Raw genomic sequence first — 25848 nt, 5'->3', positions numbered from 1 at the left:
GATGCAGCCCCTTGGTGCAAAGTAACCTGTCCCCTTTGCACCAAGTTAGAACCAGAGAAGGTCGCTGCGGGTGATGGTGGCGCCGATGGCGAAGGGCATGCAGGCGATGACTGGATACAGGTAGCGCATGTAGGTCGAGCCGTTGCAGGGACCGATCAGGCACACGGCGAGCACGCCCAGCAGCGGCACCCAAATGGCCAGCCCGCGCCACGAATGACGACGTAGCAGATAGACCACCACAGCGATCATGATCCACACATAGGTGGCCGAGCTCATGGTGAGCGAGATAAACGGGATGCGTTGTACTGCCACGCGATACAGGTTGATCAGGTGGTCGCACCAGCGCACAACCTTGCTATCGACCGGATAGAAGTCGAAGTACTTGAGGTTATCGGGCTTCGCCATGATCTCGGCACTGCGCGCCGTGCTGTAGACCCACGCATCGCGGGCGCTCGGATAAAAGTAGCCGTAGTAGTTATTGATGAGCGCCGAGATATAGCACTCGGGATCCTTTTTGAACATCTGGGCCCACACCTCAAAATAGGCCTTGATGTCCTCCTGCGAGGCGTACTCGTTAAAACAGTTTTTTACGGCATCCGACTTGTCGGGGTTGTAACGGCGGCCCAGATTCTCGTACTTGAGCACCCGATCGATCGCAGCGCGTTCCTTATCGGTCACCAGACCGTCGCAGGGAGCTTCCTCAATCGTGCCGTCGTCTTTGACCTTGGGGTTAACGCCCGAATTAAGGCCGTCGTGCTTTTGGACGAAGCGCGCCGTCTGTTGAAACGGAATCGAGAGGATCTCGCGCTTGGAGCCCGGCGTGATATCGTGCGCGGGCATAAAGACCTTGGTAAAGTACATGTTGGAGGCAAGGCAGAGCACGAGCACCGCGAGAACGCCGGCCCAGCGGAAGCGCGGCGTGGCGCATGAGGGTGCGACGCCAGACTGTTTGACCACGCGACGGGCCACATGCGCGTCCCAGGCGCAAAACGCCGCCGCAATCACGCAGGCCGCCAACGGAAAGACCAGGCCGCCATTGCGCAAAAACGTGGAACCCATGGCGCCCAGCACGAGCAACAGCCAGTCGTGGCACGCAAAGAGCACAGGCGTGCGCTCGCCCGCGCACTCGGCATTGACATCGCGACGGGGCAGGCCACATGCCACGAGCTTGACGGTCTGAACGAGCAGTACCAGAAACGCATCGGCAAACAGTACGTCTTTGGTCAGCAGCGCCGCGTAGTTGGAGAACATCGGCATAAACGCAAAGAACAGCAAGATGACGCCGCGGACCGGCAGGCTCACGCCCAGCTTGCGCAGCGACGATATGGAATAGGCCACGCAGGCGGCCGTGATAACAAATTGGGCGCAGGTGTAGATGGCAAGACCCGCATTGGCGCTATTGAATAGCGAAAGCCCCAGTTGCACACACGAGCCGATGATGGCCGTGTGCACCACCGGATGATGGCCGTTGAGCAGCACGTTGGGGTTAAGCAGGCGCAGGTAGTCGCTCGTGCCGTTGGGGTAGTTGAACCATTGGCGGATCTGCGCGCCCGTATCTCCCATAAAGAGGCCGGGCAGCGAGGCGATAAGCGTGGGCGCCCAGACAATCATGAGTACAAGAAACGGCCCAACAAAAGGATGGACCGAGAGCACGGCGTGGGTAACACGCCACACGCGGCCAAAATGCGCCTCCGAAAACGGAATGCGGCGAGAACTCAACCAATCCAAAAACTCAAAAGCCAGATAGAAGGACACAATCGCCAGAAGCATCCAGCCCGCGCCGCCAATCCAGGCGCAGATAACGCGCGCCTTGTCGCCCAGCACAATCTCGGCCGAATCGGTGAGGTCGTAACTGCGGCCGAACACCATGCAGACGGCAAAGAATAGCGATGGCAGCACGACCGAAGGACACCAAGCGTCACCGCGGCCAAAGAACACATAGCGAAACGGCAGCGTGAGCAGGCAGGCCAGCGCGAGCAGCATCACAGCGTCGGTATGGCCGGCAAATGAGAGGAGTACCTCGTAGCACACGTAAAGCATGCCCGAGGCCTTTGGATCGATCGCCAGGACCGCGTTGCTCGACACCGGGGCGGGATCGATGGAAAACGCCGTGGTCGCCAGCAGGGCGAGCAAAAATGCGACGAACGTCTGCTTGGCGGGATAGCGCTTAAACCAAACGATGCGGGCGGCGTCGCGCGCAGCCGTTGTGGAGAGATCGGAATCCTTCACAGTCCGAAAAGCCTTTCTAGAAACCTGCCAAAAAGGGACAGGTTTATTTTGGCAGGTTTTATCTGGGGAAACGTTACGGTTCTGTCATCGTTGCCTGGCAAAACCACCACAAAGGTGCCTGTCCCCTTTGTGGTGTATGTGGTGGTTAGGCGTCGAGATAGATGCGCTGGGGACGGTTGCGGCGGAGGGCAAAAATGATGAGCGCCAGGCCCGCAATCACGAGCGGCAAACTCAGCAGCTGGCCCATGGTGATGACGCCGCCCAGCAGATAGCCCAGCTGGGCATCGGGCACGCGCACGAACTCAACGAAAAAGCGGACGATGCCGTAACCCATCACAAACACACCCATAAACGTACCCTGGGGCAGCAGCGGTTTTTTGCGGCTGAGCACCTGCAGAATGCAAAAGAGCACAATGCCCTCGAGAAATGCCTCGTAGAGCTGGGATGGATGGCGCGGCATATCGCCCGCGGTGCCGCCAAAGATCACGCCCCAGGGCAAATCGGTCGGCTTGCCCCACAGCTCGCCGTTGACAAAGTTGGCGCAGCGCCCCAGGCACAGGGCCAGCGGAGCACCGATAACGGCAAGGTCGGCGATGGTCCAGGCGTCGAGCTTGTACATGCGGCACACGAGCACGCCGCCGATGATGCCGCCCACCAGGCCGCCATGGAAACTCATGCCGCCTTCGTTGGTGGCAAAGATCTCGAGCGGATGCGCCCAGTAGTAGCCGTCACCGTAAAAGATGACGTAGAACAGACGGGCGCCAATGATGAGGCCAAAGACCACACCAACCACGACACTCATCAGGTCGTCGACCGTAATGTCAAAACCCCAACGACGCTGCGTGCGGTACATGACGACCGCCGTGAGCAGAGCTCCGACCACATAGGCCAAGCCGTACCAGTAGATGGTGATGGGCCCCGCCGAAATGGCGACAGGATCAAGCATATGGTAGAGGTCGTTGAGCATATCGGTCCCCCTGCTCCCTACATACAAATGCGGCCGCGGGCCTTTCGCTCGCAGCCGCACATTTGGGCATGACGTCTATGCGGAGCACATCGCCCGCAGCTTTCGCTTCTCAGAACGGCGCATACTCGTCGTACAGATCCTCGACCTCGCCGGAGGCATTGACCTGCTCGACACGCGTAACGCCGGGCACGTGCTCCTTGAGGATACGCTCGACGCCCATGGAAAGCGTCAGAGCGCTCATGGGGCAACCGGCGCAGGCGCCCTGAAGCTCCAGCTTGACGACGCCCTCGTCATCAACGCCCATATACTCCATGTCGCCGCCGTCGGCCTGCAGGTTGGGGCGAATCTCTTCAAGAACCTTCTTAAGCAGCTCTTCGTTAACAGCCACAGGGGCTCCTTTCTCACAATAACGCGGGCGCGCCCGCGGACAGAGCTATGTTACTACAGCCATGTACCCGCTCGCGAGCCGTCCATGCGCGCGGACACGACTTTCACGAGCAGTTAATTTGACGGTCAATTTGGGACGGGGCTTAATTAGCCGCTTTTGCCAACGCCCGGCGCTCGTACACGCTGCCGCTACTGCTGAGTTTGTTCCCCGGTACCAATGTGGACATCGACGATAACCTGGCGGAAGCTAATGCCACAGGAGTCGAGAATGCGGCGACTGATGCGGCCGTCGTCGGTGTCGGCGTACTTATTGTCCAGATAGACAACCTCGCCCACACCTACCTGCGCCAGGATTTTGGCACAGTCGTGGCACGGGAACAGCGTGACGTAGACCGTGGAACCCTCAAGGTCCTTGAGCGAGCCGCGGTAGTTGAGCACGGCGTTGGCCTCGGCATGAACTACGTAGTTATGCTTGTCCTGCAGCGGGTCATCGCTCGTGCCCCACGGGAAAAAGTCGTCGTTGAGCGCCGAGGGCGTACCGTTGTAGCCCACCGAAAGAATGCGGTGGTTGGTGCTGGCGATGCACGCGCCCACCTGCGTATTGGGATCCTTGCTACGGCGCTGCGCGGCGATGGCCACGCTCATAAAGAACTCGTCCCAGCTAATAACGTCGCGGCGCTTGCCCGACGCGGTTTGATGAAGATCGTCCGACATGGCAGACACCTCCGAAATCGAAATAGTTTGACCCATTGTAGCAGGTGAAAGGTGGGGCTTTTTTCCTCCCGGCGCCGACATCCTTGGCTTTATGCGCGGCGAGGCTTTTGGTTGATGCGGTACAGCTCGGCGAGACCTCGCAGCGTCAGCGCGTCGTCTACCGTCAGGCTGTGACCGACCAACGCCGCGAGCGCCTCGGCATCGTCGCCGGTGATGACAATGGGCACGCTGCCCTCGCCTGCCGCCTTGGTCGAGCGCATCTCGGCAAGCACCATGTCGAGCATGCCGTCGATACGGGCCACCTCGCCCAAGACCACGCCCGAGCGCATGGCCTCGCGCGTGTTGCGACCGATCACATGCGTGGGTGCCGAGGGCTCGACTTGCGGCAGGCGCGCCGCAGCGGCCGAGAGCGAGCGAGCGCCGAGCGCCAGCCCCGGCGCGATAACACCGCCGACAAAGGTTCCGCGCGCATCGATGACCTCGATATTGGTCGTAGTGCCCAGGTCGATCACGATGCACGGAGAGCCGTAGACGGCACGGGCCGCCACGGCGTCGGCGATGCGATCGGGACCGATCTCGGCCGGGTCGTCGTAGTGCACGGGCATGCCGGTCTTAAGTCCCGGCCCCACGGTGAGCACGCGCCCCGTGCAGGTACGGGAAAGTGCCGCCTTCCACGGGCGCTCGAGCGCCGGCACCACGCAGCTCAGCACTGCTGCCGCGGGAACAAGCACACCAGGCATGCCCGCATCGGCTGCCAGTGCGCCCATGACCCGCGCGAGCCTCATGCGCGCCTCATCGGCCGTAATGCTCGGCGGCGTCGTGATCTCGCACGTCGCAAGCGGGCATTCCTGCGCCGCGGCCGAATCCTCGGCAAACAGACCAAAGCGAATGAACGTGTTGCCCACGTCGACCGTCAATATATATGCGCACCCATTAAGCATCGTCGGCGCTCCTTTCGTCTGCCCAGCAGTATATCGCCTACCCGAACCAGCCATCCCAGGTAGTCATTTTGGGACGGGGCTATTTTAGCTACCCCAATATGTCGGTTGATATTTGCCCCAATCCCAGATAATTCGTCGACTGTCAAAGGGTAGCTAAAATAGCCCCGTCCCAAAATGACTAAAAAGCCCCGTCCCAAATTAGCTGGTTTTGGCAGGGCATGGGACGGGCGATGCCGCTATACTGATGCGCGGTCGTGCGCGAGCTCACGCGGCGGCCCTTGGTAACCCGACTTCCCGCGCCGTATCCGTAGCGGCGCTTGCGGGGGAAGCGGATATACGCAAAGGAGTTCTATATGGGCAATCCCTCGAACCGCACCTCTATGCGCGGTCAACTCACGCTGCGCGGCGTCGTCATCGGCGTCCTTGGCTGCGTGATTATCACGGCAAGCTCGGCCTACACGGCCCTCAAGATGGGCGCCCTCCCCTGGCCGATCATTTTCGCTGCCGTCATCTCGTTGTTCTTCCTTAAGCTCATGGGCAATGCCAGCCTCAACGAGGCCAACGTTACCCACACCATCATGTCCGCGGGTGCCATGGTCGCCGGCGGCCTGGCGTTTACCATCCCGGGCGCCTGGATGCTGGGCTATGCCGACCAGATCAGCTGGCTCGACATGTTTATCGTGGCGCTCGCCGGCACCATCTTGGGCCTTCTGGCGACGGCGCTCATCCACCGTCACTTTATCGTGGACGCCGCGCTGGAGTTTCCCACCGGCAACGCCGCAGCCCAGACCCTGCGTGCTACCGAGGCTGGCGGCAAGACCGGCAAGCAGCTCTTTGGCTCCATGGCCATCGCAGGCATCTATAGCGTGCTGCGCGACGCCCTGGGCGTGGTGCCCAGCATGCTGTGCACGCTCAATATCCCCGGCGTGACCTTTGCCATCTACAACTCGCCCATGTTACTGTCCATCGGCTTTTTGGTGGGCTTTGCCCCCGTCGCCTTCTGGTTTGCCGGCGCGCTGCTGGGCAACTTTGGCATTATCGTCGGCGGCACCGCTGCCGGCCTGTTCGATATTGTGACCGCGCAGGGTATCGTCAAGTCCTTAGGTATGGGCCTTATGATGGGCTTTGGCGTCGCCGTCGTCCTTAAAGACATCCTGCCGCAGGTCGCCGGTATCGTCCGCGGTCTTGCCGCCGACAGCTCCACCGACACCGACGAGCAGTCGCTCATCTCGGGCTCGCTTAAGCTCGACGCCGGCATCATCGGCCTGGGCACCGCCGCCATCGCCGTGATCATCGCCATCGCGCTCGACCTTGGCCCCGTCCCAGCCGTCATCGTCACACTGTTCACCTTTGTCACCACCATCATGAGTGCGCAGAGCTGCGGCCAGACGGGTATCGACCCCATGGAGATCTTTGGACTCATCGTCATGCTCATCGTAGCGGCCTTCGCGCAGCTTGCGCAGGTCAAGCTGTTCTTTATCGCCGGCATCGTGGCCGTGGCGTGCGGCCTTGCGGGCGACGTCATGAACGACTTTAAGGCCGGCGCCGTGCTGGGCACCAACCCGCGCGCACAGTGGATCGGCCAGGCCATCGGCGGCATCGTGGGCGCACTGGTCGCTGCCGCCGTCATGGTCGCGCTCGTCACCGCCTATGGTCCGGACGCCTTTGGTCCCGACAAGAGCTTTGTGGCCGCGCAGGCAAGCGTAGTCGCCACCATGGTCTCGGGCATCCCGAGCGTGCCGTGGTTCGCAGGCGGTTTTATCGCCGGCATCGTCATGTATTGGCTCGGCATTCCGGCCATGATGATCGGTCTGGGCGTGTACCTGCCGTTCTACATGTCGCTCACGGCCTTCTTGGGCTCCTGCGTCAAGCTCGCCTACGACAAGTGGGCAGCCCACCGCGACGCCGGTTCCGGTCTTTCGGGCAAAGAGAAGGCTTCCAAGGATGCTGGCTTCCAGGAGCAGGGCCTGGTCGTCGCCAGCGGCCTGTTGGGAGGCGAGTCCGTCGTTGGCGTTATCCTGGCGTTTGCCTCCGTCGGCCTGAGTCTGCTGGGCTAAACCCAACAACAATGTACCCGTACAGAGCGCGGGGCCGGAGACCATCCGGCCCCGCGCTCTGTATCTGTCGAAACACTCGGCCGCAACCGCATTTGACGTCCCCCTTACCTGCTCGTCTAAGTTTCACGTCAAGATGACCACCCCGCCCGCCACGGTGTAGAGTACATGCTGCGAGCGCACCCGCGTTCCTGCGGCAATACGAGGTGGACATGGAACTCGACAAACAACAGATCAAGCGACTACGCAAACGCCATCACCGGCGCCACGGCATTCGACCTGCCCATAGTGAGGCCCTGGAGAACACCGGCCGCTTCCTAAAGCGCGCATTCAACATTCGCGAGGGTCGCGCACCCTATCACGTGATTCGCAAGCGCTTTGTAAACGGGGCGCGGCTGACCGGCTCGCACTTATGCATCCTCATCATCGCCATGCTCATCGCGAGCATCGGCCTCGATATCGACTCGGACATTGCCATCGTGGGCGCCATGCTCATCTGCCCACTCATGGGGTCGGTCCTTGCCATGGCATATGGCATCGCCACGCTCGACCGCGAGATTGCCGTCGAGGCCGTCGCCGGCCTCGCGCTACAGATGGCCTTTTGTCTGATCACGTCCACGCTGTATTTTAAGCTCTCGCCCCTTGGCACCACCACGGCCGCCATCATCGACAACTCGACGCCCACTGTGTGGGACCTTGCCGTCGCGCTCGCGGGCGGCTTTGCGGGCGGGCTGGGCAACTCGCGTGACCAGGAACCTGCCACGCTTATCGCCGGCGTGGCCGTGGCGACCGCGCTCATGCCGCCCCTGTGTGCGGCGGGCTATGGCATCGCCATTGCAAGCGGGTCACTGTTTCTCTCGGCGCTTTATGAGTTTGGCGTCAACGTGGTCTTTATCGCACTGGCTGCCGAAGCCGTGCTGCTTCTTTTGCGCGTGCCGCTCAAGCGCGACCTGAACGGCGACGGTATTGTGACTGCTGAAGAAAACGCCGAAGTCAACGAGCTATCGCGCAAGGTGCGCCGCCGCATCATCGTGGGCACGGTAATCTTTGCCATCCCCTGCATTATTATGACGGCGGGGTCTATTGGCTCGGCGCAGGCCGGCGTGCAAGACGGCTACGGCGTCACTGAAACCACGCGCGAACTTGCGGCGGTGCTGCCGGGCTTTAAGGATTACACCGTCGCCGTCGAGACCTCGGCCGCCGAAGGCGACAAGGAGGGCGTTGTCGAGCGCCAGATTGTCGCTCACGTAACGACAAGCGAGACGCTCGGGGCGCACGACCGCCGTGTTGCCCGCAAGCTCATCGACCTCAACGTGCCCGAACTCGATCGCGTGGAGTTTGACGTGAAGTGATGCGGAACGTGAGGTAGGCCCGGTACGAGCGCGCGCAGCCGCGGGGCACAGGCACAGCCAAGCGCAGCGCTACAGCTCGTACTTGTACACGCGGTAGATGTACTTCTCGGCTTCCATCTCGTACGTGGCAATGGGCAGTCCATAGCGATCGTACTCGGCAAAGGTCTTGGCTATGCCCGATGCCACGAGCATGCTATTCGAATCGCCGACGCGCTGCGCACTACTTACGTAACCTGAGAACGGCGCTGCGATCTGGTCCACAAGCTCGTAGGTGCGCGCGGTCTCGTCCACCGTAAAAATGCGCCCAAACGAATGCGTTCCCTTGCTGTAGTCGGTCACTACCGCAGCGCCCAGCTGGCCCCAGTCGAACTTGGGATAGCTCTCGGCAACACCAAAGTTGTTGTCGTATAGCAGCACCTGGTAGCGACCAGTCGCGGTCGTCTCGTCGTTTGGCAGATAGGTCACACTATGCTGGCCTGCGTTGAGCGAAAAATCGCCTTGAGCCTGCAGCAACTTGTCCTCAAAGCCCGAGCCGGCCCAAAACTCTGGCGAGCCCATAAGCCAATCGACCGTAGGCGTACCGTAGATATCCGTGAGCTTGATGACCGTTGAGGTCTCGCGCGAGCTGAGCAAAACGGTGCCGCCGCCGAGCCACTGGATCGTGTTGATGTGAATCCAATCCAGGTCGCCGTCCGAGGCAACCTTGGCACTTGCCTTGAGGTCGGGGAATATATCGCCCAGGTCCACGACGAGAGAGACGTCACCTGTTGTTATGTCGACCTTAATGATGAGGTCCTCTACATTAACGCGATCATCCTTATCTTTTTTGGCAGCCGCGCGATCGACGTCCAAATCGGCTTCGGAGCCGGCGTGACTCGCCAGCACCAGCAGGTTGCCATCGTCATCGAAAGCGTAGTCGTGGTGTAGCTCGTAGTCGCCCGTGCTCCAGACGTTTACCACCTGGCCGATGGCGTTGATCTGGGCCATCTTGGTAGTCGAGATGCTCATGATCATGCTGCCGTCGCCCGGGAACAGCAAGCGGTGGCTGCGGTAGCCGACAATCGGCACCTCGCCGCGAATCTGGCCGTCGTTGTCGTAGAGGTACATAAAGTCGAGCTTGGACGAGTCGTTGCCCAGAATAGTAAAGAGACCATCGGCAAGCGGCGTATTGGACTCCCCCGACGTGACGGTGAGCTGCTCTTCTTCCTCGCCTTTGAGAGCCGGCGTCTTGACCGTGAACGTCGAGGTGCGGCTGATACCATCTTGTGCCGTGCAAGTGATGGTTACCGTGTTTTTGTGGTTGGGAATGAGGCCGATGACCTTGAACTCGTGTTCCGTGGCCGGCGCGTCGCCGCCGTGGGGCGTATGGGAAAAAGCGGCGACCTTGGGCGTGTCACCAGTCTTTTTGCGACCGGCGACCTTGTAGGAGACGGTTACGGAATCCGTTGTCGCAAAGCGAACGTAGCAGCTCAGGGTATCGGTGCCAAAGGGATCCTGCGCGATAAACGGAGCGGTCTCGTTGTAGCCGCCGTCAGCGTACTCGGCATCGAGCCGCTCCTTGATGGCCGCCTGCTTCTCGACGTCGTAGGTCGCGACAATCTGCTTGTGGAGTTTCTTTTGCTCGTCAGTGAGCTCGTTGCTCGCAGTAGATGCGGCGCCCGTGCCGGCCCCGCCGACCGAGCAGCCCATGAGCCCTGTCCCGGCAAGCGCCAGCGCGCCCGCCGCACCCGCAAGAGCCGCTCGACGCGAAAACAGTCTGCTGTCCTTGTCACTCAATTCCATATCGTTACCGTCTTTGAATACCATTGTCGTTCCCTCATATACCACGGCGTTTGCCCAGCCCTGTCTAATTATGACTCACAGTTTAACAAACGCCCCTTAATGCAAGTTTAAGCTTCTAGCGATACGGAAACGCGGGGCGCGAAGGGAATCCGCAATCCTTCCGCTCCCAAGTGATCAATCGGGGCGGCCGCGATGGTGCTCGATCCAGTCCACGGCAAAGTCGACAAGTTCGCGTTGGCGCATAAAGCGGATTGTCCCGTTGCCGAGCGGAGCTGCGGCGCACTGACACTGCAAATGACACGTTTCTCAATGTTGCCGAGGGATCTTTTTAATACTTGAAGAAACCCTCGCCCGAGCTTTCGCCCAACTTGCCTTCGTCGAGCATCTGCTTGAGGACGGATGCCATGGCCTTAAAGTTGTAGGGCATCATCATCTTTTTGAGCAGCGGGCTCACCAAGCCCGGCACCTTCTGATACTGCATGACGATGTTGTAGGCCGTCTGGATGCCCACGGTGTCGAACACGCGGAACGGGCCCTTGGGCGCGCCAGTGCCGCGCGTCCATGCGAGGTCGATGCTCTTGGGGTCGCTGACGCCCGAGACGTACAGATCAAGGCCCGAAAGCAGCCACGGCACCAGCATGGAATTGAGCAGATAGCCGTTCTTTTCCTTGTTGACGGGCAGGGCAAGCATACGGATGTCGCTAGCAAAGTCGACGAGCTCATCGAAATAGCGTTTGTCGGTCTGGTCCTGAGCCATGACCTCGGTCATGTTGTTCTTCCAGATGGAGTTGGCAAAGTGCAGCGACAGGTACTTCTCGGGGCGGCCGGTGTACTTGGCAAAGGTGCTCGGTAGCAGCGTGGAGGAGTTCGTCACGACAACGGTCTTTTGCGGGAGAACCGGGGCGAGCTTCTTGTAGAAGTCGATCTTTGCCTGGGTGTCCTCGGCCATCGACTCGATAACCAGATCGGCGTCGGCCACTGCCTTGGCAAGATCGAGCTCTAGCTTAAGTGTGGAGTAGGCACGCTCGACGGCGGCGAGCGCCGCCTCCTTGTCGAAGGGCTGGTCACTATCGGCGATACCGGCACACCACTCGCCCGTGCCGTCCGCCATGCCCTCGATAGCCGCGATGTACTCCTCGCGCACATGATCGATCTTGGGCTGAGTGCGGCCGATGCTGCCCTCGCTGCGCAGCCAGATCGTCACATCGAAGCCGCAGTAGGCAGCCTGAAAGGCAATCTGGCTTCCCAACACGCCGCCACCGGCAACACAAACGGTCTTGTAGCTCATAGGAACAGTCCTCTCTTACGTAATTCCATGGATGTGTATTTATTCAACCGTAAGGATGACGCGCGCTGGGGGTGGGTTCCATAAACGGACGGTAATTTGCGGCGAACGGCTACATATGTTCATTATCTCAGGGTTCCAAGGGCGATTTTTGGTGCCACTGACACGTCGCTTTCGGAAGAGGTGATAGTTGGGGCGTTTACGCAGCATACGTCCAGCAAAAACGGGTGGTAGCCGATACGGCTACCACCCGTTTGTCTCATATCTAGCACATAGCAGGCCAACTACTTCTTAATGCCGCGTCCCAGACGCTTGGCGACCGATGCAACGGCCTCCTCGCTGACCGAGCCACAGCTCACGCAGCCATCATGGGCACGCATCTGGCCGGTGACCTCGTCCATCGCGAGCGGCGCCACCTTCTCGAGCTTAAAGCCCTTACCGGCGCGCATGTTTTCCTTGGCCACGCTGATCATGAGCTTAATGCGGTTGAGCTGGTTGACCTCGGACGCGCCGGGGTCGTAGTCCACCGCGACAATGTTGCTCTCGGGGTGCTGACGGCGCAGCTCCTTGATCGCGGCCTTGCCCACCACGTGGTTAGGCAGGCACGCGAAGGGCTGCGTGCAGATGATGTTGGGCGCGCCATGGTCAATCAGGTCGAGCATCTCGGCCGTGAGCAGCCAGCCTTCGCCCATGTTGTTGCACACCGAAAGCACCGTACGGGCCTTGTCCGCCATGGTGCCGATGCGCTCGGGCGCCTCAAAGCGGCGGGACTTTTGGAGCAGCTCCTCCACCGGCGTACGCATCCAGTCCACGAGCTTGATGAGCGCCTGCATACCAGCGCGCGTGGTTGCAGAGCTTCCGAGCTCATCCTTCTGCAGCTCGGCGTTGCTCATGGAGTACAGGAAGAAGTCGAGCAGGCCCGGCACCACGGCCTCGCAGCCCTCGCGCTCGATAACGTCGACCACGTGGTTGTTGGCTGTGGGGTGGAACTTGACCAAGATCTCGCCGACCACGCCCACGCGCGGCTTGGTGCCCTCGCCCACGAGCTGCATGGTGTCGAACGCGCGGATGGCCTCGCGGCACAGCTTGGTGTAGTTGTGGCGGTTGAACTTGGGCGCCAGCTTGCGGGCGCGCGCCATGTACTCCTCGTAGAGTGCGTTGGCGGCACCGGGCGTAGCCTCGTATGGACGACAGCGATAAAGCATCTGCATCATCACGTCGCCAAAGAGCACCGCGTAGACTGCCTGCTTAAGCAGCGCCGGCGTAATCTTAAAGCCGGGGTTGTCCTCACCGAGCGCCACCGCCGAAAGCGAGATCACCGGAATCTCGGGGTGGCCGCTCTCGCGCAGGGCCTTGCGGATGAGTGCGATGTAGTTGGTGGCACGGCAGCCGCCGCCGGTCTGGCTGATAACCACGGCCGTCTTGGACAGGTCGTACCGGCCGCTCTCGATGGCCTCCATAATCTGGCCGGTCACCAAAATGGACGGATAGCAAATGTCATTGTTCACATAGCGCAGGCCGGCCTCGACGGCGTCGTGATCGGTCGAGGGCAGCAGCTCCAAGTTGTAGCCGGCACCGCGGAACACCTCTTTGACCAGGTCAAAGTGGATCGGCGCCATCTGCGGGCACAGGATGGTGTAGCCCTCCTCGCGCATCTGCTCGGTAAAGGGCACCTTGGGCCACGCGGTCGATGCGCTCTCGCGCTGAGCCTCGAACGTGTACTTGCGGCTCGCGAATGCGGGGGCATCCGTGGAGGGAGCCACCGGCGCGGCATCGCCCTGCTCGTAGGTCTCGCCCGCGGCCGCGGCCTCGGCCAAGCGCTCAGCCTCCTGGTCCTTAAGCGCGGCCATGAGCGAGCGGATGCGGATGCGCGCGGCGCCCAGGTTGGACACCTCGTCGATCTTGAGCACGGTGTAGATCTTGCCGCTGGCCTCCAGAATCTCCTGCACCTGATCGGTAGTCAGAGCGTCCAGGCCGCAGCCGAAAGAGTTGAGCTGGATCAGGTCCAGGTCGTTGCGCATCGTAACAAAACGGGCGACAGCGTACAGGCGGCTGTGGTACATCCACTGGTCGACGACGCGGATGGGGCGCTCGGGCTTCACCAGGTGCGCAAGCGAATCCTCGGTAAAGACCGCAAAGCCAAAGCTCGAGATAAGCTCGGGCAGGGCGTGGTTGATCTCGGGGTCGTTGTGGTAGGGGCGGCCGGCGAGCACGATGCCGTGACCGCCGTGGTCCTCGACCCACTTAAGGGTCTCCTCGCCCATGGTCTGGATGTCCTCGTGGAAACGCGCATCGGCCTCAAAGGCAGCGTTGACGGCGGCATCGACCTCGGAGCGCGTGATCTTGGGACCGCGCACGCGACCGCGACCGGCCTCAGCATCGGCCACGCGGTCGACGGCAAGCACCTGGTACAAGCGGCGCTTGAGCTCGGTCTTGTCGTGATAGGGCACAAACGGGTACAGGAACTCGATATTCTGCTCACGAATCTCGTCGATATTGAGTGCCAGCGCCGTGGGGTAGCTCATGACGATGGGGCAGTTATAGCAATTGCCAGCCGTCGGATCCTCCTTGCGCTCCCAGCGCACGCACGGCATCCAGATAAAGTCGACATCGCGGTCGATAAGGTTCATCACGTGGCCGTGGCTCATCTTGGCCGGATAGCACACGCTCTCGGACGGCATGGACTCGATGCCTGCCTGGTAGGTCTTCTTGCTCGACTGGTCGGACAGCTGCACGCTAAAGCCCAAGCGCGTAAAGAACGCATGCCAGAAGGGGTAGTTCTCGTACATGTTGAGTGCGCGCGGGATACCCACGGTGCCGCGCGGGGCCTCGTCGGGGCTCAGCACCTCGCGATTAAAGAGCAACTCGTTTTTCTTTTTGAAGAGGTTAGGGGCCTCGGTCTTTTGCTTTTTGTGGCCGGCGCCCTTCTCGCAGCGGTTGCCGGTAATGAAGCGCCTACCGCCGCCAAAGTCATTGACGGTGAGCTGGCAGTTGTTGGAGCAGCGACCGCAGCGGACGTGCTTTTGCGTCACAGTGAGGTGCGCGATGTCCTCGGCCGAAAGGATGGTCGAGGTGCCGTCGACGCCAGCGCGATCGCGGGCGAGCAAGGCCGCGCCATAGGCGCCCATGCAGCCGGCGATGTCGGGACGCACGGCGTGAACGCCGGTGAGCTGCTCAAACGCGCGCAGCGTGGCATCGGACATAAAGGTGCCGCCCTGGACGATCACCTGGCTTCCGATCTCCTTGGGATCGCGCAGCTTAATGACCTTGAACAGGGCATTCTTAATGACGGAATAGGACAGACCGGCCGCGATGTCGCCCACCGTGGCACCTTCCTTTTGCGCCTGCTTAACACGCGAATTCATAAAGACCGTGCAGCGACTGCCCAGGTCCACCGGAGCCTTGGCATGGATGGCGGCGTCGGCGAACGCGCGCACGTCCATGTTCATAGAGACGGCGAAGCTCTCGATAAAGCTACCGCAGCCCGACGAGCAGGCCTCGTTGAGCATGATGTGCTCGATAACGCCGTCCTTGACGCGCAGGCACTTCATGTCCTGACCGCCAATGTCCAGGATAAACTCGACGCCGGGCAGGAATGCCTTGGCGCCGCGCAGGTGCGCGACGGTCTCGATCTCGCCGGAATCGGCCTTGAGGGCCTCGATGAGCAGCGCCTCGCCGTAACCCGTGGTGGTCACGTGGCCGATGGTGCAGCCGGCGGGGATGTGGTTGTAGAAATCGGCCATGATGACCTTGGCCGTACCCAGGATGTCACCGTTGTTGTTGCCGTACCAGGTATGCAGCAACTGGCCGTCCTCACCCACAAGCGCGGCCTTCATGGTGGTGGAACCGGCGTCGATACCGATGAACACGCGACCGGTGTAGCCTTCGAGCTTGCCCTTGGGAACGACCTCGGTGTCGTGGCGGGTCTTGAACTCGGCAAAGTCCTCGTCGGTGGCAAAGAGCGGATCCAGACGCTCGACCTCGGCGCCCTGTGTGTCACCCAGGGCATCGATGGCCTCGATGAGCTGCGGGAACGTGCTGAGCTTATTGGACTCGTGCGCCATGGCGGCACCGCTCGCCACAAACAGGTGAGCATTTTGGGGCACGATGCGGTGCTCCTCGTCCAGGTTGAGCGTGAGGTAGAAGCGATGGCGCAGCTCGGAGAGATACTGCAGCGGGCCGCCCAGGAAGGCGACGTTACCGCGGATGGGACGGCCGCACGCTAGGCCCGAGATGGTCTGGGTCACGACGGCTTGGAAGATGGAGGCGGCCACGTCCTCGGGGCGGGCGCCCTCGTTGAGCAGCGGCTGGACGTCGGTCTTGGCAAAAACGCCGCAGCGGCTGGCGATGGGATAGATGGTGGTGGCGTTGGCCGCGAGTTCGTTAAGGCCGCTGGCGTCGGTGTGCAGCAGGGTTGCCATCTGGTCGATGAACGCACCCGTACCGCCGGCACAGGTGCCGTTCATGCGCTGCTCGATGCCGTTATCGAAGTAGATGATCTTGGCGTCCTCGCCGCCCAGCTCGATGGCGACATCGGTGGCCGGGATGAGGGTCTCGACGGCGCGCTTGCTGGCGATGACCTCTTGGACAAACTCCAGGTCGAGCCACTGGGACAGCAGCAGGCCGCCCGAGCCGGTAATGGCGCAGGTCATTTGGACCGTCGGCAGCACGGCCGCAGCGCCCTCGAACAGGTCGCGGGCGCAGGCGCGGACGTCGGTGTGGTGGCGCTGGTACTTGGCGTAGACGATCTGGTTGTCATCGTTGAGCACAGCGAGCTTGACGGTGGTGGAGCCCACGTCGATGCCCAGGTGCAGGTTGCCGTGGGCGGCCTCGGGGTTGAAGATTGCGCCTTCGGGGGCGTGGGCGGCGGCTTCGGGCTCGGCGGCGGTGGCGGGCTCGCTAGCGACGGACGTCTCCCCTACCGAGTTCTTGGCATCGGCAACTGCCTCGACAACTTTCTCGGCAGCCGCGGTCGCGGCCTTCTGCGCGGCGTCCACCACGGTGGGCGCAGCCTCGCGTGCGGCGGCGACCATGCGGTCCTTGATGCCCTCGACGAGTTTGCTCATTGTCTCTCCTCTTAGTTGTTGGACTCGACGGTTGCGGGGGTGTCGGCCGCGTCCTCGAGCTGCAAGTTCAATAGCTTCATGCCGTACTCCGGCACGTTGATATCGATGGGTTGGCTATACAGGTCACCAGGGCGCACAAAAGCGAGCACCGTCATCATGCGCGCCATGGCCTCGGGCGATTCGGTGAGCCCACGCTCAAACCAGCGCTGAATCATGCCGACCTCGGCACTCACGACGTAGGTGACGTAGTAGTCAAAGAACGTGCCCAGCGCCAGGCCCAAAATGCCCGTCTGTGCACGCGGCACCACAGCCTCACGCGCGGTGTCGATAATCCTTTTAATGAAGGCCTGGTCGCCGCCCGGACCCAGCAGCGCACCGATCAAGTCGCGGTTGGCCGCAAGATAACGCAGTAGCTCAACCGAACCGGGCGCCGGCTCGAGCTCATCGATGTTGTGATAGAGATCGGGCAGCCGAGCTGCGGTGATGAGCTCAATACGCTCACGGATCTCGGCCAGCAAGCCGTCCTCGATTTGATTGATAAAGTCGGGGATATCGCGGTAATGCGAATAGAACGTACGGCGCGTAAGGCCAGCACGCTCGGTGAGCGACGCGACGTTAATGCGCGAAAGGTCGCCGCTTTCGGCAAGCTCGCTGGCAAGTGCCTGGCGAAGGGCACGCTGCGAGCGAAGGGACCGGCGATCGCATTTCTCGAGCTGGGACAAGCGTCCTCCTTGTTACTCAGCCTGTGCGCTATTGCACAGTGCGAGTATTATTGCACACCGTGTGCATCAACACGTAAAGGCAATATTTGGATGCGACGAAGGGGCAGTCCCTTTGTCACATTATTCGATGATGGTGCGGGGGTTTTGCTTATGCATGGTGGCGAGCATGTGTTTGGGGACGGCGTGGACCATGCAGCTGCCGATAGTCGCGCTCGCGGCGGCCTTGGCCGCGTCACTGCCGTTTTTGGTCGCGTAGCTGTGGCGGAAGCGCTTGAGCATGGCGATGTCGTTGCCGCCGTCGCCGTAAACCGCGACCTCGTCCTCGGCAATGCCGTAGTAGCCCGCCAGCCAGGCCACACTCTCGCCCTTGTTACACGCCACGTCCGTGATCTCAAACATCACCGGATCGAACGGCGCGTTGACCACGCGGTCCGAGCGCTCGGCCAAATACGCCTTAAGGTCGCGCTCCAGCTCGGGCGAGGTCACGCGACAATTGATCTTGCATACGTCATGGCGCAGGATGTCACCGATCGACTGGTCGAAATACTGTTCCTCGTGATACCCCCCACGTGCACGCATGCCGCGCATCACGATGCGCTTGATAGGACTGTCCTTTTTAAAGCCCGCCTGGTGCATCTCGAACGATCCGCTCGAGAACATGCCATCGGGCGTGGAGCAGTCGAAGCAAATGTCCGGGAACGCCTTGAGCAGCTCCTCGGTAACCTGCGGGTCGATGGTCCAGGTCTTGAGCACCTCGCCATGGCTGTTGCGTACGATGGATCCGTTGGAGCAGCAGGCGTCGAGTGCCAGACCCGTAAAGCCATGCTCGCCAATCGGCAGCGTCGAGCGCCCGGTCGCGGGAACCACATGCAGGCCAGCTTCGGTCAGCTCGCGAATGGCACGGCGGATGGTCCCATCTGCCTCGTGTAGGGCGTTCAGCAGCGTTCCGTCTAAGTCACTCGCAAACATCTTGATCATGGGCATGCCTCTCCTTCGTCTGCACGATATTGTAGACGAGAACGGGCGCGCCCCAAGAGAGGCACACCCGTCAGGCGGTCGATTCTACACCGCGGCGGGGCCGTGTTCGCCGGTGCGGATGCGGATAACTTCCTCGACCGGCTCGACCCAAATCTTGCCGTCTCCAACGGCACCGGTGCGAGCAGCATTGCAGATGATGTCGACAATTCCGTCGACATGCTCATCGGCGCAGATGAGGGTGAACTGCACCTTAGGGATCGTGTTGACAAGCAACTCGTTGCCGCGCACGTATTCCTTCCAGCCATGCTGTGCGCCGCAGCCCTGCACCTGGTTAATAGTCATGCCACGAACATCAGCAGCAAACAGCGCGTCTTTAAGAACCTCAAGCTTCTCGGCACGAACGATCGCCGTAATCTTCTTCATAGTGAATTCCTCTCTTTTCTTTAATAAAGAAATGAACCGCTCGTTCATGTGGCACGGGTTTTCCAGGTGCCCGAGATTGCCCCGAAAGAGGAGCGCCGCGTACTTCGGTACGCAAGCGACGGTTTGAGGGGCAAGGTCGGGTGCCTGGGAAAGCCGTGCTGCTAATCGAGCCCAGAGAACGAAGGATACGCGCTCTCGCCGTGCTGACTCGCATCCAGGCCCAGCGCCTCGTCTGCCTCGTCCACGCGCAGGCTGCCGCGAAACAGCGCCTTGACCACCGCGGCGATCACCAAATCGAGCACCAGTACAAGAGCGACCGTCACCACAATGCCCAAGATCTGCGAGATGAGCAGCGACACGTCGCCCGTGTAGAACAGGCCGCCCTTACCGGTCCACGAGAGCTCAGGCACGCAGAACAGGCCCGTGAGCACGCCGCCCAAGATGCCGCCGATGCCGTGGCAGCCAAACGCGTCGAGCGCATCGTCGTAGCCAAACTTAGTCTTAAGATGGCTGATAGCCAGGTAGCAGACAGGCGATACGATCAGGCCCATGACCAGCGCTGCCCACGGCTCGACAAAGCCCGCACCCGGCGTGACCACCACAAGGCCCGCAACCAGACCGGTGCTGGCACCCACCAGCGTGGGGCGACCGGTGCGCACGCGCTCGACGACAAGCCACGAGACCATGCCCGCCGCGCTGGCCGTCACGGTGTTGAGGATGGCGAGCGCCGCCACGGCGTCGGCCTTAAACTCGCTGCCGCCGTTAAAGCCAAACCAGCCAAACCAAAGCAGGCCGGCGCCCAGCGCCACAAACGGCACGTTATGCGGGCGGTAGCTCACCATGCCAAAGCCGCGACGACGGCCGAGCATTAAGCAGAGAATCAGGCCCGTCAGACCGGACGAGATGTGCACCACGTCGCCGCCCGCAAAGTCGAGCGCACCGATGATGTCGCCGATAAAGGAACCCTCACCGCCCCAGACCATGTGGGCGAGCGGCGCATAGACCACGAGCAGCCAAATGCCCAGGAAGGCCGTCATGGCACCAAACTTAACGCGGCCGGCCAGGCTGCCCGTGACGATAGCAGTCGTGATCATGGCAAACGCCATTTGGAAGGTGATGTTGATGATTTGAGGGTAGACGGCACCGTCCGCAGCATTGCCCTCGGCCGCCTGCAGCACCTGGTTGAGCACCGGCAAGCACAGCAGCTGGTCAAGGCCTCCAATAAACGGGCTCGAGCCGTCGCCGCCGTAGGCCAGCGACCAGCCGGCGACAATCCACAGCACACCAACCAGACCAATGGTGCCAAAGCACATAAGCATGGTGTTGATGACATTTTTGCGCCTGGACAGGCCACCATAGAAAAACGCCAGACCCGGTGTCATTAAAAACACGAGCATGGTGCAGATGAGCATAAACGTTGTCGATCCCGTATCGTACATTCGCTCCCCTTTGGTCGCATGAACGTTGCGGCGCCCATAATGCGGCCGAAGGGCAACTGGTGTAGACCAGATACGGCGTTGTTAAACGCTGCGTTGTCGAATGGAAACGGTACCGCAATCTTGGAAACGGCACGGCAACGGGCACGAAACGAACGGGAAATACGCGAGCAAGGGAGCCGTGTGCGCGCCCATCCCGGCTAGCGCCGAAACAGCTCGTGGGCGCGGTCGCGGAGATTAGTTGCTCGAATGACGCCCTCGTAGCGATTGATGCGCAGACGCGGGAAGGCATTGAAGAAGCGCAGGTCGCGACGGCTGAGCGACACGCTCGGCACCGGACGGCTTGCGCGCCTGCCGGCACGGAGACGGGCGAGCGACGGCCGAGGCATGCTCGGCGCGGCATCGGCCACGCGGCGGGCGGCAAGCGCCAGTCCGCGAGCACCATCCGAGATAAACGTCGGCATCGAAGCCTTCTCGCGCAGGGCATCGAGCGCCGCGTCGCCCAGCTCGGCCAGCCACGCGTTAACGGCGCGGCTACGGATATGCGTCTGCGCTACCGAGTCGATCGTCGAATCGGGAATACGTTCGAGCATGGAGTCGGACGCATCGGCGAGCGACTCATTGATGCGGTCGGCAAGGTCGGCCCGGACGCGCTCCAGCTGATCGGACAGACGCCGCCAACTGGCCAAAGAGCACGCTGCGTCAACCATCATCGCGACCGAGACGATAAAGGCGGACAGCCGCACAATCAGCACCGGCAGATGGCCAAGCAGTCCCAGCAATGCCGGCTCCACTAAACGACAAATGCACAACGCGCCCAGGCCAAACGCGCAGGCCCAGTACAGGCAGATACGTCCGTGCAAGTTAAACGGCAGGTGTGAGTAGTCCCAAAAGCGTGCGCCTGTTGCCTTTTCCAATAGAAGGCCCACACTGTACTCGATTACGCTGCACACAAGCGCCGCGGCGACAAATTGGCTCGAGGCATCCGGAATCCCGCGCAGCAAAAGCCAGCAGGCTATGCCGCCCACACCATAGATAGGGCAACACGGCCCCAGCAAGAATCCGCTGTTGGCAAAGCGTCCTTGGTTGAGCATGGCGCAGACTGTTGACTCCCATGCCCAACCGCAAAACCCGTAAAAGGCAAACGAGAGCACCAGTGCCGAGAGCGGACAGGCGGCAAGCGTCGCGCCGTCAAATGCCATGTCGATCGCGGTCCCCACCGTCTACCCTCTCCTCTTTTCGCTCGATTCTTCACTCACGCCATCGTCTGCCTCGTCCTTGCGCGGCAGACGGCCGGCGACCGTCTCGCGCAGAGCACACCATTTATCCGCCAGGCACACAATCCATGCCTCACGACACGTCGGCGGCACCGGCACCAGCGGAAACATATGCCGCACGATAATATTCCGCTCGCGCGACGTCAGCTCAAAATCTTCCTCCGCACGCGCCAGGGCAAAAAACGGATGCCGAAATCCGTGCAGGCGATGGCTTGGGTCGGGATCGTGCCAGTCATAAAGAAAGTAATCGTGCAGCAGGGCCCCGCGCAGCAACGAGGCGCGGTCGACGGAGATACCGACACGGCCCAAGCGCTCGGCAAAGGACAGGCTCGCCCGCGCTACCGAAGTCACATGTGCATAGACCGTCACATCGCCATGCTGGATAAACCCGCGCGTCAGGTCCAGACGGCCCGCCTGCGCCAGTTGACGGGCAGCATGGTCTACTTCGCACGCGATTTTCTCGGCACGAACGACATCGGACATGCTGCCTCCTTCAGCGACTCACGGCGACAAGCCACAGCCTGCACGCATTGAATTAATCATCATCGAATCTACCAGTATGGCACCGGACAAAACGTTTCGCCCCACCAGTTGGCGAATTACCGCGCCGCCGTCACATATCAAACGCCAAAATGTGCGAGACTGTTTTGTGCAATTGTGCCGGCCGAGGGAGCGCCGGCGCTCGATTCGCATGGAGTAACCCACAACGATGCTGCTTACGCAAACGACAACGCCCGAGGACGTCAAGGCTCTCGACCGCGCCGAGCTTCCGCTGCTCTGCGGCGAGATCCGCCAGGCAATCCTCGAAAGCTCCGCCGTCGTCGGTGGGCACGTTGCCCCCAACCTGGGCGTCGTTGAGCTTACGGTTGCGCTTCATCGCGTGTTTAACTCCCCCATCGACAAGATTGTCTTTGACGTTTCGCACCAGACCTACGCCCACAAGGCGCTGACGGGGCGCGCGTACACCTATATCGATCCGGATCGTTATGGTGAGGCTTCTGGCTTTGCCAATCCCGACGAGTCCGAGCACGACCTGTTCGCCATGGGCCATACCTCCACGTCGGTGAGCCTGGGCTGCGGCCTTGCCCACGCGCGCGACCTGGCGGGTGACGCGTACAACGTCATTACCATCATTGGCGACGGTTCGCTTTCGGGCGGCCTGGCGTTTGAGGGCCTCAACAACGCCGCCGAGCTCGACAGCAACTTGATCATCATCGTCAACGATAACGACCAGTCCATCGCCGAAAACCATGGCGGCCTGTATCGCAATCTGGCCGATCTGCGCGCCAGCAACGGCGCCTGTGAGCGCAACGTTTTCCGCGCGATGGGGCTCGACTACCGCTATCTGGACACCGGTAACGATGTGTTAGCCCTCGTCGACGCGCTGCAGGAACTACGCAATATCGATCATCCCATCGTGCTGCACGTCTCCACCGCCAAGGGCAAGGGCTTTGAGCCGGCCCAGAGCGACCCCGAGCGCTGGCACCATGTGGGTCCGTTTGACATGGCAACCGGGCGCAAGCTCTGCCCGGGCCATCCGAGCGAGCCTGCGCCGCGCACCTATGCCGACATTACGGGCGAGGCACTCAGCGCCGCCATCGAGCGCGATCCGCGGGTCGTGGGCATCACGGCCGCCACGCCCTACATCATGGGCTTTACACCCGAGCTTCGCGCCGCGGCCGGCAAACAGTTCGTCGATGTGGGCATTGCCGAGGAGCACGCCGTGACCTTTGCCACCGCGCTTGCGCGCTCGGGCGCCAAGCCAGTCTTTGGTGTGTACGGCACGTTTTTGCAGCGCGCCTACGACGAGCTGTGGCACGACCTGTGCCTCAACGACACCCCCGCAACCATCCTGGTGTTTGGCGCGTCGATCTTTGGCACCACATCCGAGACGCACCTCTCGTTCTTTGATATATCCATGCTGGGCGGACTTCCCAACATGCGCTATCTGGCACCGGCCTGCATGGAGGAATACCTGTCCATGCTGAGCTGGTCGCTCGACCACCGCGAGCATCCCGTGGCGATCCGCGTTCCGGGCATTGGCCTGGTTAGCCGCCCCGATTTGGCGCCCGCCGAGGACACCGACTACAGCGCCGTTCGCTACGACGTGGTGCGTCAGGGCCGCGACGTTGCCGTGCTCGCGCTTGGCGATTTCTTTGAGCTGGGCGAGCGCGTAACAAACCGCTTGGCTGCCGAATACGGCATAGAGGCCACGCTCGTCAACCCGCGCTTTGCAACCGAGCTTGACCGCGAGTCTCTCGATGGCCTTGCCGCCGAGCATCGCGTTGTCGTCACCCTCGAGGACGGCATCTTGGACGGTGGCTGGGGCGAGCGCGTCGCGTGCTACTTGTCCTGCACGCCCGTGCGCACGCGCACCTTTGGCATCGCCAAGGGCTTTCCCGACCGCTACGACCCCAACGAGTTGCTTGCTCAGAACGGCATAACGGTCGAGAACATGGCCGCCGAAGCGGTACGCCTGCTGAGCGAGTAGAAAAACCTCCGCAAGGGAAGCACCCCTGCGGAGGTTTTTTCCCAACTCAATTGTCTCGATCTGTAACACCTAGAGGACAAATCCTCGCCCAATTGTTACAGATCTAGACAAACCGTCTTTGCCCCTGTTGTTTGTCTCAATCTGTAACAGATAGAGACCTTTTGTCCGTCCAGATGTTACAGATCGAGACACTCAAATCCCCCTAAAGAGAAAATCTCAATCTGTAACAGTTACTCGGCAAAAATGGCTGCAGGTGTTACAGATTGAGACAAAACAGCGAGGCAGGCCGCCACATCTGCAAGAACCACCACAAAGGTGCCTGTCCCCTTTGTGGTAGTTTTAAGTCATGGTCGGCGCGAAAAACGAATAGCCGTTCATACGCGATCTCCTTACTTATATATGTCGCGTTGCCGCCATTATAGCGACCGCCGCGAGCGACCATGCTGTCCGCAAAACGCTATCTCAGCTGTAATAATCGACGTTTGCCCAGATAAAACCTGCCAAAATAAACCTGTCCCTTTTTGGTAGGTAGAATTACCCATAAGGTAAGTATGTTTCTGAGTTATTTCGTGTTGACCCATTTGAGCGCGATAGGGTATAACTCTATTCAACCGCTAGGGATTTTATTGAGAAAGGTGTTCTACCATGAGCAAGAGCCTCTCCCAGCAGGTCGTTTTCGACCGTCGCGGCTTCATCGCCGCCACCTTTGCAACCGTCGCCGGCCTTGGTCTTGCCGGCTGCTCCGACACCAGCGCCGAGACCGACAAGGGTTCCGCCGCCGGCTCCTCCAAGAGCCCCGAGGACACCGAGGCTTCCACCACGCTCGATGCCAAGGCATTCGACAAGCTCGTCGACAACGGCCCCAAGGCCGATGATGACGCCATCGCCGCCAGCACCTGGGCCACGGCCGTCAAGGACGCCGGCGTCTTTAAGATCGGTGGCGTTCAGACCTCCACGCTCTTCTCCCTCCTCAACGAGAAAGACGGCAAGACCCGTGGCTTCGACGCCGGCATCGCGCAGCTCCTGTCCAACTACATTCTGGGCGAGAACAAGGTCGAGATCACCCAGGTGACCTCGGACACGCGTGAGTCCGTCCTGCAGAACGGCCAGGTCGACGCCGTCTTTGCCACCTACACTATTACCGATGAGCGCAAGAAGCTTGTCTCCTTTGCCGGTCCCTACTACTACACCCAGCAGGCTATCCTGGTGCTCGCCGACAACGACGACATCAAGAGCGTCGACGACCTGGCCGACAAGAACGTCGCCGTCCAGTCCGGCTCCAACGGCCCCGCCATCCTGGAGGAGTTCGCCCCCAAGGCCAGCCAGCAGGAGTTCAAGACCGACGAGGAGGCCCGCCAGGCACTTCAGCAGGGCCGCGTTGACGCCTACGTCATCGACAACAACATGCAGCAGAGCGCCCTGGTCCGCGAGCCCGGTAAGTACAAGATCGCCGGCAAGCCCTTCGGCAGCAAAGAGCCCTACGGCATCGGCCTGCCGCTCGATTCCGACGGCGTCGCCTTTGTCAACGACTTCCTTAAGAAAATCGAGGACGATGGCACCTGGACCGAGCTGTGGCAGATCTGCATCGGCGATCGCACGGGCGACACCAACGTTCCCGAGCTGCCCGAGATCGGCGCCTAGACAGCGAGCCCAGTAACGGCCGCTACGAAACCATACGGAAACGCACGATGCGCTTTATTGCGCTAAACTGTTTCCACACTGAGTTGTCGGGGCTTCCGTACAC

Annotated in this window: 18 protein-coding genes; 4 read left to right on the top strand and 14 right to left on the bottom strand. The window is 61.2% G+C overall.

Annotation, left to right across the window (positions count from 1 at the left end):
• Positions 1-45: 45 nt before the first annotated feature.
• From ACTQW0_RS02290 to ACTQW0_RS02270, 5 genes are all read right to left on the bottom strand, one after another.
• Positions 46-2229 (bottom strand): DUF6020 family protein, encoded by a 2184-nt coding sequence (locus ACTQW0_RS02290; RefSeq protein ID WP_441566744.1) that lies wholly within the window; start codon positions 2227-2229, stop codon positions 46-48.
• Positions 2230-2374: 145 nt separating this feature from the next.
• A complete protein-coding gene (gene lgt, locus ACTQW0_RS02285) occupies positions 2375-3196 on the bottom strand; it encodes a prolipoprotein diacylglyceryl transferase (protein ID WP_427747670.1) in 822 nt (273 codons plus the stop codon).
• 109 nt (positions 3197-3305) lie between these two features.
• On the bottom strand, positions 3306-3584 hold the full coding sequence (locus ACTQW0_RS02280; RefSeq protein WP_427718265.1) for a NifU family protein: 279 nt from the start codon (positions 3582-3584) through the stop codon (positions 3306-3308).
• Between the two features lie 188 nt (positions 3585-3772).
• A complete protein-coding gene (locus ACTQW0_RS02275) occupies positions 3773-4297 on the bottom strand; it encodes a deoxycytidylate deaminase (protein WP_154514829.1) in 525 nt (174 codons plus the stop codon).
• Between the two features lie 89 nt (positions 4298-4386).
• Positions 4387-5238, bottom strand: a complete 852-nt coding sequence (locus ACTQW0_RS02270; RefSeq protein ID WP_154514831.1) for a type III pantothenate kinase — start codon at positions 5236-5238, stop codon at positions 4387-4389.
• Positions 5239-5591: 353 nt separating this feature from the next.
• On the opposite strand from ACTQW0_RS02270, the gene ACTQW0_RS02265 reads away from it, so the two are divergent.
• Positions 5592-7295: an OPT/YSL family transporter gene (locus ACTQW0_RS02265; protein WP_441566742.1), complete on the top strand. Its 1704-nt coding sequence runs from the start codon at positions 5592-5594 to the stop codon at positions 7293-7295.
• Positions 7296-7504: 209 nt separating this feature from the next.
• Complete coding sequence (locus ACTQW0_RS02260; protein WP_441566740.1) at positions 7505-8644, top strand: DUF389 domain-containing protein; 1140 nt, start codon at positions 7505-7507, stop codon at positions 8642-8644.
• A 69-nt stretch (positions 8645-8713) separates the two neighbouring features.
• Here ACTQW0_RS02260 and ACTQW0_RS02255 read toward each other — a convergent pair whose 3' ends face one another.
• From ACTQW0_RS02255 to ACTQW0_RS02215, 9 genes are all read right to left on the bottom strand, one after another.
• Entirely contained in the window at positions 8714-10450 is a 1737-nt protein-coding gene (locus ACTQW0_RS02255; protein ID WP_441032873.1) for an aryl-sulfate sulfotransferase, read from the bottom strand.
• 304 nt (positions 10451-10754) lie between these two features.
• The gene (locus tag ACTQW0_RS02250) at positions 10755-11714 is read right to left on the bottom strand and encodes a 3-hydroxyacyl-CoA dehydrogenase (RefSeq protein WP_154514839.1); all 960 of its coding nucleotides are present in this window, start codon (positions 11712-11714) and stop codon (positions 10755-10757) included.
• A gap of 281 nt (positions 11715-11995) precedes the next feature.
• Positions 11996-16777 (bottom strand): acyl-CoA dehydratase activase-related protein, encoded by a 4782-nt coding sequence (locus ACTQW0_RS02245; protein WP_441566738.1) that lies wholly within the window; start codon positions 16775-16777, stop codon positions 11996-11998.
• A gap of 11 nt (positions 16778-16788) precedes the next feature.
• Positions 16789-17499 carry a TetR/AcrR family transcriptional regulator gene (locus tag ACTQW0_RS02240; RefSeq protein WP_441559384.1) on the bottom strand — a complete coding sequence of 237 codons (711 nt, stop codon included), beginning with the start codon at positions 17497-17499 and terminating at the stop codon, positions 16789-16791.
• A gap of 120 nt (positions 17500-17619) precedes the next feature.
• A complete protein-coding gene (locus ACTQW0_RS02235; RefSeq protein WP_441566736.1) occupies positions 17620-18477 on the bottom strand; it encodes an HAD-IIB family hydrolase in 858 nt (285 codons plus the stop codon).
• An 84-nt stretch (positions 18478-18561) separates the two neighbouring features.
• Positions 18562-18900, bottom strand: coding sequence for a P-II family nitrogen regulator (locus tag ACTQW0_RS02230; RefSeq protein WP_117629936.1), 339 nt, complete (start codon positions 18898-18900; stop codon positions 18562-18564).
• A 161-nt stretch (positions 18901-19061) separates the two neighbouring features.
• Positions 19062-20339, bottom strand: a complete 1278-nt coding sequence (locus tag ACTQW0_RS02225; protein WP_441566734.1) for an ammonium transporter — start codon at positions 20337-20339, stop codon at positions 19062-19064.
• Positions 20340-20536: 197 nt separating this feature from the next.
• Positions 20537-21556, bottom strand: a complete 1020-nt coding sequence (locus ACTQW0_RS02220) for a putative ABC transporter permease (RefSeq protein WP_441566732.1) — start codon at positions 21554-21556, stop codon at positions 20537-20539.
• Between the two features lie 3 nt (positions 21557-21559).
• Complete coding sequence (locus ACTQW0_RS02215) at positions 21560-22096, bottom strand: HD domain-containing protein (protein ID WP_441566730.1); 537 nt, start codon at positions 22094-22096, stop codon at positions 21560-21562.
• Between the two features lie 226 nt (positions 22097-22322).
• On the opposite strand from ACTQW0_RS02215, the gene ACTQW0_RS02210 reads away from it, so the two are divergent.
• Positions 22323-24104, top strand: a complete 1782-nt coding sequence (locus tag ACTQW0_RS02210; protein WP_441566728.1) for a 1-deoxy-D-xylulose-5-phosphate synthase — start codon at positions 22323-22325, stop codon at positions 24102-24104.
• Between the two features lie 645 nt (positions 24105-24749).
• The gene (locus tag ACTQW0_RS02205; protein WP_441566726.1) at positions 24750-25745 is read left to right on the top strand and encodes a glutamate ABC transporter substrate-binding protein; all 996 of its coding nucleotides are present in this window, start codon (positions 24750-24752) and stop codon (positions 25743-25745) included.
• Positions 25746-25848: the final 103 nt, after the last annotated feature.

It is taken from the genome of Collinsella sp. LCP19S3_B7 (genome assembly GCF_052121795.1).
Taxonomy (GTDB): Bacteria; Actinomycetota; Coriobacteriia; order Coriobacteriales; family Coriobacteriaceae; genus Collinsella.
The sequence above is the reverse complement of the archived record's forward strand: the minus strand, read 5'-3'. Positions and strand labels throughout refer to the sequence as shown.